This is a genomic window from Thiomicrorhabdus hydrogeniphila, from assembly GCF_054656895.1.
Genome location: NZ_BAAHXL010000001.1, coordinates 618913 through 634267, shown reverse-complemented (window position 1 = coordinate 634267; position 15355 = coordinate 618913). Strand labels below are relative to the sequence as shown.

The window sequence follows — 15355 nt, the reverse complement described above, 5'->3', positions numbered from 1 at the left end:
AAACCATGAACAGTGACACAACATTCTCAGTCGATAAAAGCTGGTTACCTTATTTGCAAGATGAGTTTACTCAGCCCTATATGCAATCCCTTAAAACATTTTTGGTAAATGAAAAAGCGGCCGGCAAAACCATTCTACCTAAAGGCAATCAATGGTTTAATGCTTTAAATAGCACGCCATTAACGTCCGTTAAGGTGGTCATTTTAGGCCAAGACCCTTACCCAACTATTGGTCATGCACATGGTTTGTGTTTTTCTGTACAGCCTGAAGTTAAACCTCTGCCTAAATCGCTATTAAACATAAACAAAGAACTGGTGGAAGATTTAGACGTTAATAACCAACATACTGGATTTTTACAGCCTTGGGCAGAACAAGGCGTGTTGTTGATTAATGCCATATTTACCGTAGAAGCTGGCAAGACCAATGCACATCAAAATAAAGGCTGGGAACAGTTTACAGATGCCGTCATTCAAACCGTAAACGATCAAACCGAAAACACCGTATTTATTCTTTGGGGTGCTTACGCTCAAAAGAAAGGCAAAATTATTGATAGAAACAAACATCTCGTGATTGAAAGCCCACACCCATCGCCGCTGTCGGCATACCGTGGTTTTTTTGGTAGCAAACCCTTTTCTAAAACCAATGATTACCTAATTAAACATCATAAAAGCCCTATTGAATGGCAATTACCTTAATCTACAAAAACTGTTTTTTATTTTTACCAGGCCTGGTCTTTTTGAAAAGACGCGCTAATTAAGACATTAACTCGTCTATTTAATGTTTTACCTTGTTCAGTCTTATTAGAAGCAATAGGCTGCCATTCGCCAAAGCCTAAAACCGAAAACAGATTGGCGGGTAAGCCGCTTTGTTTATATAAAGCCTGCATCACCTCTTCTGCTCTTAAGGTACTTAAAAAGAAGTTATTTCTTAGTCTTGATTGCGGGTCTATTTTGTCATTATCAGTATAGCCTTCAACTACGACTTCTGGCAGCCAAATCATGCCATCTTGTTTGGCATGTTCAACCACATTGCGGTCTTCCTCAGACTTTTCAATATTAAGCAATGGGGTTTTAGCCAATAAACCGCTGATGACACTAAGCTCTTTTTGTAACTGTGCTGTTGGGGTAAATTGACCACTTTCAAACGCATTGTCGCTTTGTAAAGTTAACAACACACCTTTTGCGGTTCTTTGAATAGTAATGACTTTTAGATTTTGTTCTTTGGCTTGGGTTTCTAATACTTGGTAACTCTCGGTAATTTTTTGATCTACCCATTTTTCGATTTTTGTTATCTCACCTTTATTTAAGGCAATAGTCATAATAAAAAAAGTAATTAACAAAGTAACCACATCACCAAACGCCAATAACCAGGCCGATTTAGCCCGCTCCATCACCACATTCATTGGGTAGTTTCCGTGGCAAGTGGTTCATTTACTTTAAGCTGAGAAGCGTCTTTTACAAGCGGTTGCAGGTAAATTTCAATGCGTCTATTTTGTTGGTCTTGCGGATTTTGGGTTAATGGATGAAAACTGCCATAACCCGCTATGGCAAACATGCTTTTTGGTAGGCCTGTATGAATTCGTAACCATTCCATCATGGCATAAGCTCTAAAAGTACTGAGTTCTACGTTATTTTTAAAGCGAGCATTTTCGGCCATGGGGTAAGAATCTGTATGACCTTCAATTCTAATAATAAAAACCACTCTATCACCTGTCGCTTCAATTCCTTGAATCAGTTTGCGATTATGCTCATTAAAATGCTCAACGTCCAAAGCCAAAATAAGATTGGCGATATTCTGTAAATAGGGTAGAAATCGAGGATTAATTTTGGCACGTGCCGATTCAAATAATGAGGCATTGGCAATGAGATTTGTTGGCAAACTCAACTCTATGCCCTTACTTAAGGTGTGATTTACTTTTAACCAAGTATTGCCTTCTTTATTAAGTTCTACATTGACCTCTTGATTAAGGTTTTGTATAAGTTTTTGATAATTGCGTTTTGAGGTAGAACCTTCAAGTTCTATTAAACTGATAATCAAAATAAAAAAGGCTAATAACGAGGTAAATAAAGAGATATAGGTCAATAGCCATAAACGATTACGTTTAACTTGTTGGGCATCGGCATTATTTGAATTTACCAGGCCTGGTAAATCTGATTTTGAAGATTTGTCTTTATTAAGTAGAGAGATTAGAAGCAAGGACATAATCGCACCTTACTTTAAGGTTTCTAATTTTTGTTTGGTTTTTTCATTTACAAATGCCAGCAATTGCTCTTTAACTAATAGAGTAGATTCGGAGCCTTTAAGCGTTAAAACACCCTGAATAATCATTTCATTTCTAAGCACTTCGGCATCAGTTAAAACTTTAAGCTTGCCTGCTATAGGCAAAAAAACCAAGTTAGAAAACAGTACGCCATAAAAGGTTGTAACCAACGCCAACCCCATACCACTTAATAAACTGCCCAGCATATCTTGGCCTTCACCACCATAAGGATTGCCTGCATCGGTTACTTGGGTGGTCATCATAATAATCAACCCCATTACCGTTCCCATCATGCCAAAAGCAGGCGCATAAGAGGCCATATTGCCATACACTTCTTGGCAAGAAAGGTGACGTAATCGCATATTAAATAATCTGTTTTCAAGGCTTTGTTTTAGTACTGAAACATCTTGATAAACCAACATTTCTGTTAACGCAAATTGAAAAAATCTGTCATCAATAAAATCAATTTGATTCTCAATGGCCAATAAGCCTTTTTGTTTTGAAAGATGACTCAAACGCACCATCTCTTCAACCACGTCAGTATAGATTGCAGGTTCTGAGGTAAGGACTTTAACAAAGCCTTTAAAGATACAGCCAACTTGGCTGAAAGGATAGTTAATGAGAATAGCGGCAAAAGTGCCCCCTAGAACCAGAGCCAATCCTTGCCAGTTAAGAAAGGCATAGATAAATTGACCTTGCTGGTAATCAATCATGCTCAATATCAACATAATTGAGCCAATTAATATGCCTAAGATTGTCGCTAATTTACTCATTTATGATTATTGGCGGGCCTCCTCTTTCTCCGCATCACGCGTTTGTGATGATGATAAGTGTTGACTCAACCAGCTCTCTACCTGTTGGTTAATTTGGGAAGCGGTCATTTCTGCCACATCTATTGGCGCACTGATATAAACATCAATGCAACCTGGTCTTTTAATAAAACTGTTTTTTGGCCAAAATTCACCGGCATTATGCGCCACTAAATACACCGGCGCTTTTGCTTTTGAAGCCAACATGGCTCCGCCAATATTGATTTTGCCTAATTCGCCTGCAGGCATTCTTGTACCTTCAGGAAACACCACCACCCAATCGCCTTTGGTTAAACGATCTTTGCCTTCATTGACCAATTGGTTTAGCGCTTTTCGGCCAGCCCCTCTATCAATAGCAATAGGGTTTAATAACGCCATACCCCAACCAAAAAAAGGCACTTTTAATAGTTCTTTTTTTAAGACGTAAGCTTGTCGTGGGAAAATAGCCTGAAAGGCAAAGGTTTCCCATGCTGATTCATGTCTAGCAAGGATTAAGCCAGCCTGTTTTTTATCTATCGTATCGGCACCGTGAACCCGATAGGTTACGCCACAAGTCCATCTTACCCAAACCACCACAAACTTTGCCCAACGGTGCATAAAAGCATAGCGAGTAGCAAATGAAAACGGTCGGGTTAACTGACCGAAAACTGAAAACAAAATGAGTGTTGTTATTTGCCCAATTGCAAACAAGACTGAACGAAAAAACCAAATGATTTTCATGCTAATAAATCCTCTACAACCTGCTGTAAACTTTTAAAAACGGGTACTTCTTTTAGAATATCATGCCCGCTGTCAAGTGTTCTTTGACCTTTACCTGTTTTAACCAATATGGGTTGCATACCCATTGCTTTAGCCACTTTAATATCTGCTAAAGTATCACCTACCATTGGCGCATTTTTTAAACAACAATTAAACCGTTGTTCAATGGCTTTTAGCATGCCTGTACCTGGTTTTCTTGCTGGTGAATTATCTTCTGATAAATACGGTGCGTAACTTATCCAATCTATTTTTTCACCGTCTAATAACTGCATAAACTTTTGGTGCATTTCACTTAAGGTTTGACGAGAATAGTAACCCCGTCTGATACCCGACTGATTAGTGGCTACTGCTACAATCCAACCGGCCTTTTTTAGACGCTTTAATGCTTCAATACTACCAGGAACAGGTAACCATTCATCGGCCGATTTAATAAAATCATCCGAATCCTCGTTAATAACGCCATCTCGATCTAAAACAATAATTTTAGTCATTTTTTACCTGTCGATTTTGTGAGACCTTTGCACGAGTCAAGCCACGGTTAACAATGGCTAAAATTCATCTGATTTTTGTTGAATAACTTGCAATAACTAGCTATTGGCTGCTTTATTCGCCGCAATCAGGCAAATTTTTTCGCATTTTTCCCACGCACCTCACTCGCGCAAAGGTCTCTTATATAAAAACTCCCGCAAAAGCGGGAGTATAAACATGCTGTTTTTTTACAAAAGTGTTGTTAATGAATAATAAACAAATCACAAACGTGAAACATCAGCCACCTGCATAAACAAATTATAAATTTGATTTAACAAGGCTAAACGATTTTGTTTAACCGCTTCATCATCCGCCATAACCATAACATCATCAAAAAAGGTGTCTACTTCATTACGAATTGAAGCCAGTTCAGAAATGGCCGTAACGTAGTCACGAGCAGCAATATAATTACTTACCGTTTCTCGCAAGGCTTCTAAGGCATTCCAAAGATTGGTTTCAGCTTGCTCGGTAAACAGATCGGTATTGACGGTTTCTGCAATCGGTGTTTCTACCTTTTTAAGAATATTGCTAATACGTTTATTGGCGGCACTTAAACTGTCGGCACCTTCCATCTGACTAAATTGCTTAACCGCAGCAATACGCTTTGCAAAGTCAATGGGGTGTGCAGGACGACATACACGTACCGCTTCAAACTGTTCTGCAGAAATACCTTGATCAGCATAATAGGCACGTAAACGACTCACAACAAAGTCGTAAATATCATCAACCAACTTATCGTTTACGTCTACTTTTTCATGCAGTTCTAAGCTGAATGTAATTAATAAACGTAAATCTAAGTCTAGATTTTTTTCAATCATAATACGCAATAAGCCCAGTGCTGCACGGCGTAATGCAAATGGGTCTTTATCACCCGTTGGCACTTGTCCAATACCAAAAATACCGGTGATAGTATCCAGCTTATCTGCAATCGCTAAGGCTTGTGCCACGCCTGATTCTGGTAAATTATCGCCCGCAAAACGTGGCTGATATTGTGCATCAATCGCTTCGGCAACTTGCGCATCTTCATTTTGTGCCGTGGCGTAATAACGCCCCATAACACCCTGAAGATCTGGGAATTCACCTACCATTTCTGACATTAAGTCACATTTAGAAAGGCGGGCTGCTCTTTCACATAAAGCACCATCTACACCGAGTGGTTTGCCAATTTTTACCGCTAAAGTTTCAAGTCGTTCTACTTTGTCAAACAACGTACCTAATTGCTGTTGAAAGACAACGGTTTTTAAACGGGGTAAAAAATCATCTAATGGGTTTTTACGATCTTGATCCCAAAAGAACTTAGCATCCGCTAAACGTGGACGAATAACACGCTCATTACCGTATTTAACAGAAGCTGGATTAGAGCTTTCAATGTTACTAACTGTAATAAAGTTAGCCATTAACTTGCCGTCACGATCTAACATGTGAAAGTATTTTTGGTGACCAGCCATTGCTGAAACCAAAGCTTCAGAAGGTACGGCTAAAAAGGTCACATCAAACTCACCCACTACAGCAGTTGGCCATTCATTAAGTGCTGTGACTTCTTCTAATAAGTCAGCATCAATAACCGCAGTACCGCCTGTTTTTTGAGCAACTTCATTCACTTGTTGTTCAATACGAGCAGAACGTTTTTCAAAGTCGGCTAAAACATAACCTTCTTTTTCTAATTTGGTGACATATTCACTTGGCTCAGTGATTTTTAGCAGGCCTGGTGCATGAAAACGATGCCCTTTAGTGGTATTAGAGGTTTGATGTCCTAGGATTGTGGCTGGAACAATATCACTACCCAATAACATTAACGCCCAGTGAACAGGTCGTACAAACTCTACGTCAGAACTTCCCCAACGCATACGTTTTGGAATCGGCAATTTGGCTAAAGACTGATTAACAATGTCGCCTAAAAGTTCGGTAGCTGGCTGACCTTTTTGTTCAAGGTTATAGGCCATCCACGTACCTTTGTCGGTTTCGATTTCAACTAAATCTGCCACTTCAGCACCACAACCACGGGCAAAACCTTGCAACGCTTTGGTTGGATTACCGTCCGCATCAAAGCCTGCTTTTTTGGCAGGCCCTTTACGCTCAACCACTTTATCGGCTTGTGTTAATTGCATGTTATTAATCATGACCGCTAAACGACGTGGTGCGGCATAGATCGTCACATTGCCATAAGCTAATTCCGCTTCTTGCAGACCGCTTTCGATACCCGAGGCAAATGCGTTAGCTAATTTTTTTAAGGCTTTTGGTGGCAACTCTTCTGTACCAATCTCGACTAAAAAATCTTCGGTATTCATGCTCATTATTTAGCCTCCTTAACATTGGTCTCTTTTTCTTTATTGTCTTTAACGAGAGGGAAACCTAATGCTTCACGACCTTCGTAGTAAGATTGAGCAATTTGTCTTGCCATAGTACGCACTCGGCCAATAAAGCGGGCACGTTCTGTAACAGAAATGGCATGACGTGCATCTAGCATATTAAACGCATGCGAGGCTTTAAGCACTTGCTCATAAGCTGGCAGAGGTAATTTATCTTCAACTAATTTAGCAAAAATTTGTTCACACTCATCAAAGGTGCGAAATAATATGGCTGTATCGGCTTTTTCAAAGTTGTAAGTAGACATTTCTACTTCATTTTGATGAAACACATCGCCATAGGTGACTTTGCCGCCTGGGCCATCTACCCAAACCAAATCATAAACCGAATCGACACCTTGTAAATACATGGCAATACGTTCTAAACCGTAAGTGATTTCACCGGTAACAGGACGACACTCTAGGCCTCCAACTTGCTGAAAATAAGTGAACTGAGTCACTTCCATACCGTTCATCCAGACTTCCCAACCTAGACCCCAGGCACCTAAAGTGGGTGATTCCCAGTTATCTTCTACAAAGCGGATATCGTGCTCTAAAGGATCAACCCCCATCACTTTTAACGATTCTAAGTACAGTTCTTGAATATTATCTGGCGAAGGCTTTAACATAACCTGAAACTGGTAATAGTGCTGTAAACGGTTTGGGTTTTCACCATAACGGCCATCGGTAGGACGACGACAAGGCTGTACATAGGCTGCTCGCCACGGCTCTGGGCCAATGGATCTTAAAAATGTAGAGGGATGAAAAGTACCCGCCCCCATTTCATTGTCATAAGGTTGCATAACAACACAACCTTGCTCTGCCCAGTAAGCTTGAAGAGACTGAATTAGCCCTTGAAACGTGCGAATATCTGTTGCTGCTTTTGCCGACACCGTCAAAACCTCTTTAAAGAATATCTTTGTCTTTTAATCGCTATTTTTCTTTATACAATTCAATGTAAAATTAAATGTATGAAAAACACGATTTTGGTTAAAAAATTCGCATAATTATAACGTATTTTGCATAATCATTAATGACCAAAAAACGGATAACAGCAACTTTTTTAACGAAAAATTCCGTTGACTGCTTAACAAACCTAAATAACACGAAATGAAACACTCTCAATAGGCTTTAATATGACTGACAAACTAAATGAAGAAAACCATAAAATCGCGGACTTTGTTATTGAACATACCATAGATGCTAAAGGGCTAAAATGTCCAATGCCAGTCATTAAGCTACAACAACAAATAAGAAAGACCAGGCCTGGTAAATTAGTATTAATTGATTGTACCGACCCTGGAGCTGAAAAAGATATTGGCAGTTGGTGCCGAGTAAATAAACATAATTTATTACAAGTTATAAAGACAGATACAGGATGCCAAATGATTATTAAAGCAAAAGACGATAATGCTTAATCTTACCTAATTGTTTGCGACTAAAAACACAAAAATACATAGTTAAAATAGTATTAAAAAAACGGTTGTTTCCCTGGAAGATGCGCCCTATTTAGTTATAATGAATTTCAAATTTCCACACTCACCACAATAAGACATCCCATGAACAATAGACATCTGTCTCATAAAATTTCAAAACTTGCTATGTCCTTAAGCATCATAGCCAGCTCTTTTATGTTTACGCCAAGCGTAACCTTTGCTAACTCATCATTAAAAACAACAATACTTCCTCTTCCAGAACTTAAAAAACCAATTGCTAACCCATCCGACAACAAGCAGATGGATAACGATACTCAAGAGACATCATGGCAAGAGCATACGGTAAAAATTGGTAAAAATGATTCTTTAAGCACCGCTTTAGACAAGGTAAAAATCAACGCTTCTACCACCTATACTATTGGTCGGTTAAAAAACAGTAATCTGATTACTAATTTAAGAGTGGGTGATGAGCTAAAAATTTGGGTGGATAAACACGATAATCTTCAAAAAATACTTTACCCAAAAAGCAAAACCTTAGCCTATGAAGTTCTTAAAACCAGTGATGGTTACCAAATCAAAGAAAAGAAAGCTCAAGTAGAAATTCGCACTGAAACCGCTTATGCCACGATTAATGGTGCGTTTTATATCTCCGCTCAAAAAGCGGGGCTAAGTGCTAAAAGCATTATGAGCATTGCTGATATGTTCGCTTGGGATATCGATTTTATTCGTGAACTTCGCAAAGGCGATACCTTAAAAGTCATTTATGAAACACGTTACTTAAATGGTGAATATTTAGGTGATGGTGATATTTTAGCCGCTCAAATCACCACTGACCACGGTACAAATGTACACAACGCTTTTATCTTACGTGACAAAAAAGGGGTTATTGGTTTTTATGACGAAAAAGGCCACAACCTTAAAAAAGCCTTTTTAAGAGCTCCTGTAGATTACGTTCGCATTACCTCAAAATTTACTAATCGCCGTTTTCACCCCATTTTAAAAAAATGGCGTTCACATCGAGGCGTTGATTACGGTGGCCCTTTAAATACGCCTATTCACGTGACTGGTAACGGTAAAATAATTGCTCGTGGTAAAGCTCATGGTTATGGAAATTATATTAAGGTTCAACATGCGGGTAAATATATGACCGTATACGGACATCTAAATAAATTTGGTAAATACAAAAAAGGCCAATTTGTTAAACAAGGTGATGTTATTGGTTACATGGGACAAACAGGCTTAGCGACTGGCGTACATTTACATTATGAGTTCCGTATTAATGGTAAACACGTTGATCCGCTAAAGGTTAAATTCCCTGCTGCAGGCCCTGTTGATAAAAAATATAAGGCAGAATTTAACAAAAAAAGTCATTTTTTGCTAACACAACTTAATCGTTTAAATGCTCAAACACAAATTGTTAGGAGTTTTGAGTAATGAAGCAAAAGCACTACTTTGTTGGCTTAATGTCTGGCACCAGTGCCGACGGAGTAGATGCGGCTTTAATTGAAATAAATCAAGACAAACTCACTCTAATTGACTTTATTTCAGAACCCCTACCTATTGAACTTAAAAATGCACTCATTGCTTTAAATACCCAACCCACCGTCCATTTACACGCACTTTGCGCTTTGCAAAAACAAGTAGCTGATATTTTTAGCCAAACCACTTTAAAACTGCTAAACCAATGTAAATTAGAGACAAAACAAATCACGGCAATTGGTAGCCATGGGCAGACTATTTATCACGCGCCCGATATTCCCATGTCTATTCAAATAGGCCATCCTGCTTTTATTGCAAAACAAACAGGCATTACAACCGTTGGTGATTTTAGAATTGATGATATGGCCTTAGGAGGCCAAGGTGCACCTTTTGCCCCTGCATTTCATAGCCAATTATTTGCCTCAGATGCTCCAACCTTTGTTGTAAATATTGGCGGTATTGCTAATATCAGCTACCTTGCTCCAAAACCTGACGATATGCAGATTTTAGGTTGGGACACAGGCCCTGGCAATGCGTTAATGGATGATATTTGCCAAAAACAATTACATATCGCCTATGACCCTTGTGGGCAAAATGCCAGAAACGGTTCAATCCATACAGCATTACTCAGCACATTGCTAAACCATCCCTATTTTGAACTGTCCGCACCCAAAAGCACAGGCAGAGAAACCTTTCATACGGACTGGATTCAAACCATTATTGTTGAAAACAACTTAAACATTAGCACCCAAGATTTACTTGCCACTCTATGCGAACTAACAGCAGTCACCATTGCCCAGCAAATCCAAACTGTAACCATAGAAGAGCCAACTGATAAAACGCCTGTATGGATTGTAGGTGGCGGAGCATTTAATGATTATTTAATCAGTCGAATTCAAGCCCATTTACCGCAATATAAAGTGACTAGTAGCACAAAAAACCAGGTTAACCCAGATGCGGTTGAAGCTATGATGTTCGCTTGGCTTGCACATCAACGCTTACAGCAAAAAACTGTACCACTTGCTCTTGTAACTGGAGCAAAACGTAATGGTGTTTTGGGGGCTATTTGGCATTCTTAACGTATCATTCATAGCTGTACCGTTTTAAAACTAAAACAACATTCAACAACAAAGCGATTAATACAATGTGCTAAAACCAAAAAGCCTGGTTAAATTATATTTAACCAGGCTTTTTGGTATTTGTTTTTTATGCTTAAGCTGTTAAGCCAAGTAATTATAAAAATTCGTGCTCACCTTGTCCACGTTGTTCAACAGGGATATAACAGGCTTTACCTGCACCTGTATAAACTTGCGTAGGTCTAAAGATTTTATTATTTTGTAATTGTTCACGCCAATGCGCCATCCAACCTGCAGAACGAGCTACCGCAAAAATTGGCGTAAATAAACCAGGATCAAAGCCCATTTCTTTATAAAGAATACCTGAATAGAAATCAACATTTGGGTAAACACCCTTATGCCCTAAAAGTTCTTCGCAAACTTTTTCAACTTCCATAGCCGTTTCAAATGCCTTACTTAACTTACCTGCATTTGATTTTTTTTCTAATAAATTCATAGACAGTTTTTGCAGAATAGAGGCGCGAGGATCTTTGGTTTTATACTCTCTGTGACCCATACCCCAAATAACTCTTTTCTTAGCTAGACGATCTTCAATATAGGCTCTGGCATTTTCAGGCGAACCAATTTCATCTAACATTTCAATGACTTTTTGGTTTGCACCACCATGTAATGGCCCAGATAAAGAGGCAATAGCAGATGAAATAACAGAACACGGGTTAGCTAGGGTTGAACCTGTCACCATTGTGGTAAATGTTGAAGCATTAATCGTATGCTCTGCATGCAAAATTAAAATCGCATCTAAGAGTCGAGCCCAATCTTTATCTGGCTCTTCACCACTAAGCATATATAAAAAGTTTTCTGCGTAATTTAAATCTTTACGTGGCTGAATAGGATCATAACCATTTCTAACGTGCTCCCAGTTAGCGACAAGCGTACCCATGTGGGCAATAATTTTAACGGTTACATCATTAATATAATCCTGGTTTTCTGACGCCCCTTTCATATATTCTGTGCTTGGATAAAAACTCGCTAAACTGGCTACAACGACTTGCAACATGTGCATTGGGTGCGTTGTTGAAGGCAGGTTTTGCATTATTTGACGAATATTAAACTTAATTCGGCGATTATTTCTTAGTAAATGATCAAAGCGCTCTAATTCATCTGCCGTTGGTAAATCGCCAAATAAAAGCAATAACGTGGTTTCTTCAAATGAAGAGAACTCCGCTAGCTCTTGAATGTCGTACCCACGATAGGTCAATAACCCTTTTTGGCCATCGATATAAGAAATTTTTGATTCAGTTGCTGGCACACCAGCTAACCCAGGAATGTATTCCATAGACCGCCCTAAAAATAAGTAAACCTCAATCGGAAAATTGAGGCAATAATACAATAAGAAATTTTGTGGTTATTCAGCTAGCTGATTAAACGCTAAAAGAAGAACCGCACCCACATGTCGTCGTTGCATTAGGGTTTTCGATTACAAAGCGAGCACCTTGTAAGTCTTCTAAGTAGTCAATTTTGGATCCAACCAAATATTGAAAACTCATAGAATCAACTAATAAAGTCACATTACCTTTAGTGACCACTGTATCGTCATCTGCTTGGGTTTCATCAAAGGTAAATCCGTATGAAAACCCTGAGCAACCACCACCTGTTATATAGACTCTTAACTTTAAGTTTGGGTTTTGCTCATCTTCAATTAATCCGCTAACTTTACCAGCTGCTGCTTCTGTAAAATCGAGAGGTTGTGGAATATCAGACATTTCTGTTTCCTTTTATTTTATATTTTTGGTTCAACTAAGATTTAAAAATCTTGTTTAACTCAAATTATTAATGTAGCCAAGAAAATATTATAACAAAAAAACGCGAATTCACTCTTTGTAGTTTTCTTTTCTAAATTCCTGAACCAAATATTAAAAATGTTTAACCGAAATTAAGGTAACAATGCCACTTGATTTAAACCTGCGTCTTCGTCAACATCAAACATAATATTCATATTTTGTACGGCTTGACCGGCAGCACCTTTCACTAAGTTATCTATAACCGAAGTGACCACAACCACATCACCACCTTCTGGACGATACACGGCCATACGACACATATTTGAACCTTTAACCAAACGCGTATCGGGCAGACTATTGGCGGGCATTACGTCAACAAAAGGTTCTTGTGCGTAGGTATCTTCAAATAATGTTTGCAACTCTTCTTGCGAAATATTTTTGGTTAATTTACCGTATAAAGTCGCTTCAATCCCACGGATAGTTGGTATTAAATGAGGCACAAAGGTTAGATTTACTTGTGTATCTGACATCAGTTCTAAGCCCTGTTTAATTTCAGGTAAATGACGATGCCCATTAACACCATAGGCTTTAAAACCTTCACTTATTTCAGCCGCTAAAGAACCTACTTTAGCACCACGACCTGCACCGCTCACGCCCGATTTAGCATCGGCAATTAGGTGATCAACATCAATTAAACCCGCTTTTAATAATGGCTGAAAACCAAGCTGAACAGCCGTTGGGTAACAGCCTGGATTGGCAATGACTCTGGCGTCTTTAATTTTTTCACGGAACAATTCAGGCAATCCATAAACCACTTCATCCATAATACTTGGGCAAGCGTGTGGCATGCCGTACCAGGCCTCCCAAACATCTAAGTCTTCTATACGAAAATCCGCAGCTAAATCAATAACCTTAACACCTGCTTCTATTAAATCTGGTGTCATACTCATTGCCACACCATGTGGTGTTGCAAAAAACACGACATCACACGTTTTAAGAACTTCTAAATTTGGTTCTGAAAAAGCTAGGTCATAAAATCCACGTAGGTTTGGAAACATCTCCGCAACAGGTGTACCTGCTTCACCACGTGAAGTAATTGCTTTAACCTCTGCATTTGGATGGTTGGCCAATAAACGTAATAGTTCTACGCCGGTATAACCTGTACCACCTACGATGCCGACTTGTATTTTTGTCATGTGTTTACTCTGTGTTCAATAATTAAGATAATTTCTATTTTACAAGCATCTCCTTTTGAATAAAAACTTTTGAACGCTTATTTGGTCCCTTAACTCAGATTAATTAGCAACTTTGGTCAGCTTTGCTACAAATTATTAGAAAAAATACTTAAACGAACTAAGAAACCTAGCTTAAAGTCATTTTTTAAGTGGATAATTGAAAGAAGTGCATTGGGTGATGTGTCACAACAATAAATAAGTGACAAAGAGATATCTCATTTGTACTTTAAAGAGAAGTTCGGCGCTGAGTTTTCTCTTGATACATATTTTTATCTGCCTGGTTTACTAATGTTTCTACGTCTTGGCTGCCATCAATTAAAATACGACCAATACTTGGGTTACAGACAATTTCATGTTTAGTAAATATATAGGTTTTATTCAATGCTTTTCTGTAACGTTGAATCGTTTCGTTTAATGATTCTTGGGCGCTGTTTTTTTCTTTACCTAAATGCTTTAATAAAATAATAAACTCGTCTCCTCCCATTCTTGAGACAACATCAACCTGCCTAGAAAGTCTGGTTAGACGGTCTGCAAATTCTTTGAGCAAGGCATCTCCAACATCATGACCATAGGTATCATTTACATGTTTAAAACCATTAAGATCCATATATAAAATAGCGCTACATTCTCCTTGTTGTTTTGCTTCATCAATCGCAATGCTCACTTCTTTAAATAGTTTCCTACGATTTGCCAGGCCTGTTAGCATGTCATGTTGAGATTCATGTCTTAATTTTGAAAATAATCTACCTTGTTTAGCTTGGCTATGTAAACCAAACCACAACACGGCTAGCCAAAACACAAATAACACCGTAAAAACCATAACGCCATCTAGCATTCTTTTTTGTTTAAAAATATTCATCACAGCGGTATTTTCGACAACGACCACCCTCCAACGACTATTAGGTACATCGGCACTCACAAGAGCGTACTTAATTTCATTTTTACTTAATCTTGGATTACGTTTTAATGTATCACGTACGCCATCTGAAGAGACTTCGATTAAATTAGGAATATCTTTTCGCACTAAATAAGAAAAGTGTTTAGAAATAATATTTTCTTTAAGGATTCGACTTAAAACAATCGCTTTAAAACTCATGTAAAAAACCAATTCCTTGCCCTGTACAAGCATAGGAATCATGACATCAAAATGGTAAGCACCAGCTTTGGCATGTAAGTAAGGTTTATAGTCAAAGTAAGCAACTTCAGGGTCAAACATACTGGCCACACGTTTAATATCATGTTTACATGCTTCACTAACAAATAGATCTATATCGCCACCTAACTGTTCACCCTTATCGGATGAAATTGAATAGGCATACATCGTAGGAAAATACAGTTTGAGTCGGTCACGCATAGATTCTTGAACAGTCAGAAGCGCGTTAAATTGAGAAAGGTCTGTTAACCATGAGCCGTCTAAACTAATGGCTGACATTTGATTACGAATAAAATTAATGCGGTTATTTATGTGTTTAGCTGACTGGGTAGCTTGTTGTTGCATTAAAGTCTGCTGTAAGTCTCTATACTGCGTTATTTCACTCTGATACCTTTGCCATAAAATAAAACTTAAGGCAAACAAAATCAGTAACATAGTTACAGTAAATATCCATTTTGAGCGAAACATAAAAGCCATTTTATTGATCCTTCAAC

15 protein-coding genes are annotated in these 15355 nt (G+C 38.4%); 4 read left to right on the top strand and 11 right to left on the bottom strand.

Going from position 1 to position 15355, the window contains the following annotated elements:
- Positions 1-5: 5 nt before the first annotated feature.
- The gene (gene ung, locus ACYQ0E_RS02645) at positions 6-695 is read left to right on the top strand and encodes a uracil-DNA glycosylase (protein WP_460186705.1); all 690 of its coding nucleotides are present in this window, start codon (positions 6-8) and stop codon (positions 693-695) included.
- Positions 696-718: 23 nt separating this feature from the next.
- Here the strand turns inward: ung and ACYQ0E_RS02640 are convergent, their stop codons facing one another.
- From ACYQ0E_RS02640 to glyQ, 7 genes are all read right to left on the bottom strand, one after another.
- Positions 719-1402: an OmpA/MotB family protein gene (locus tag ACYQ0E_RS02640; protein ID WP_460186704.1), complete on the bottom strand. Its 684-nt coding sequence runs from the start codon at positions 1400-1402 to the stop codon at positions 719-721.
- Positions 1399-2202, bottom strand: coding sequence for an OmpA/MotB family protein (locus tag ACYQ0E_RS02635; protein WP_460186703.1), 804 nt, complete (start codon positions 2200-2202; stop codon positions 1399-1401). The genes ACYQ0E_RS02640 and ACYQ0E_RS02635 overlap by 4 nt, the downstream gene beginning before the upstream one ends.
- Positions 2203-2211: 9 nt before the next feature.
- Positions 2212-3033: a motility protein A gene (locus tag ACYQ0E_RS02630; RefSeq protein WP_460186702.1), complete on the bottom strand. Its 822-nt coding sequence runs from the start codon at positions 3031-3033 to the stop codon at positions 2212-2214.
- A 6-nt stretch (positions 3034-3039) separates the two neighbouring features.
- Positions 3040-3789, bottom strand: a complete 750-nt coding sequence (locus ACYQ0E_RS02625) for a lysophospholipid acyltransferase family protein (protein WP_460186701.1) — start codon at positions 3787-3789, stop codon at positions 3040-3042.
- On the bottom strand, positions 3786-4319 hold the full coding sequence (gene gmhB / locus ACYQ0E_RS02620; protein WP_460186700.1) for a D-glycero-beta-D-manno-heptose 1,7-bisphosphate 7-phosphatase: 534 nt from the start codon (positions 4317-4319) through the stop codon (positions 3786-3788). The genes ACYQ0E_RS02625 and gmhB overlap by 4 nt, the downstream gene beginning before the upstream one ends.
- A 258-nt stretch (positions 4320-4577) precedes the next feature.
- Positions 4578-6650 (bottom strand): glycine--tRNA ligase subunit beta, encoded by a 2073-nt coding sequence (gene glyS / locus ACYQ0E_RS02615; protein WP_460186699.1) that lies wholly within the window; start codon positions 6648-6650, stop codon positions 4578-4580.
- Positions 6650-7594 (bottom strand): glycine--tRNA ligase subunit alpha, encoded by a 945-nt coding sequence (gene glyQ / locus ACYQ0E_RS02610; protein ID WP_460186698.1) that lies wholly within the window; start codon positions 7592-7594, stop codon positions 6650-6652. Before glyQ ends, glyS begins: the two co-directional genes overlap by 1 nt.
- Positions 7595-7837: 243 nt before the next feature.
- On the opposite strand from glyQ, the gene ACYQ0E_RS02605 reads away from it, so the two are divergent.
- The 3 genes from ACYQ0E_RS02605 to ACYQ0E_RS02595 all read left to right on the top strand — a co-directional run bounded on the left by ACYQ0E_RS02605 (position 7838) and on the right by ACYQ0E_RS02595 (position 10695).
- The gene (locus tag ACYQ0E_RS02605; RefSeq protein ID WP_460186697.1) at positions 7838-8119 is read left to right on the top strand and encodes a sulfurtransferase TusA family protein; all 282 of its coding nucleotides are present in this window, start codon (positions 7838-7840) and stop codon (positions 8117-8119) included.
- A 141-nt stretch (positions 8120-8260) separates the two neighbouring features.
- Positions 8261-9571 (top strand): peptidoglycan DD-metalloendopeptidase family protein, encoded by a 1311-nt coding sequence (locus ACYQ0E_RS02600; RefSeq protein ID WP_460186696.1) that lies wholly within the window; start codon positions 8261-8263, stop codon positions 9569-9571.
- Positions 9571-10695 carry an anhydro-N-acetylmuramic acid kinase gene (locus tag ACYQ0E_RS02595; RefSeq protein WP_460186695.1) on the top strand — a complete coding sequence of 375 codons (1125 nt, stop codon included), beginning with the start codon at positions 9571-9573 and terminating at the stop codon, positions 10693-10695. Before ACYQ0E_RS02600 ends, ACYQ0E_RS02595 begins: the two co-directional genes overlap by 1 nt.
- Positions 10696-10849: 154 nt before the next feature.
- Here the strand turns inward: ACYQ0E_RS02595 and ACYQ0E_RS02590 are convergent, their stop codons facing one another.
- The 4 genes from ACYQ0E_RS02590 to ACYQ0E_RS02575 form a co-directional block, all read right to left on the bottom strand.
- Positions 10850-12028 (bottom strand): citrate synthase, encoded by a 1179-nt coding sequence (locus tag ACYQ0E_RS02590; protein WP_460186694.1) that lies wholly within the window; start codon positions 12026-12028, stop codon positions 10850-10852.
- Between the two features lie 85 nt (positions 12029-12113).
- On the bottom strand, positions 12114-12455 hold the full coding sequence (gene erpA / locus ACYQ0E_RS02585) for an iron-sulfur cluster insertion protein ErpA (RefSeq protein ID WP_460186693.1): 342 nt from the start codon (positions 12453-12455) through the stop codon (positions 12114-12116).
- Positions 12456-12625: 170 nt separating this feature from the next.
- Positions 12626-13669, bottom strand: coding sequence for an N-acetyl-gamma-glutamyl-phosphate reductase (gene argC, locus ACYQ0E_RS02580; RefSeq protein WP_460186692.1), 1044 nt, complete (start codon positions 13667-13669; stop codon positions 12626-12628).
- A gap of 265 nt (positions 13670-13934) precedes the next feature.
- On the bottom strand, positions 13935-15338 hold the full coding sequence (locus ACYQ0E_RS02575; RefSeq protein WP_460186691.1) for a GGDEF domain-containing protein: 1404 nt from the start codon (positions 15336-15338) through the stop codon (positions 13935-13937).
- Positions 15339-15355 lie beyond the last annotated feature (17 nt).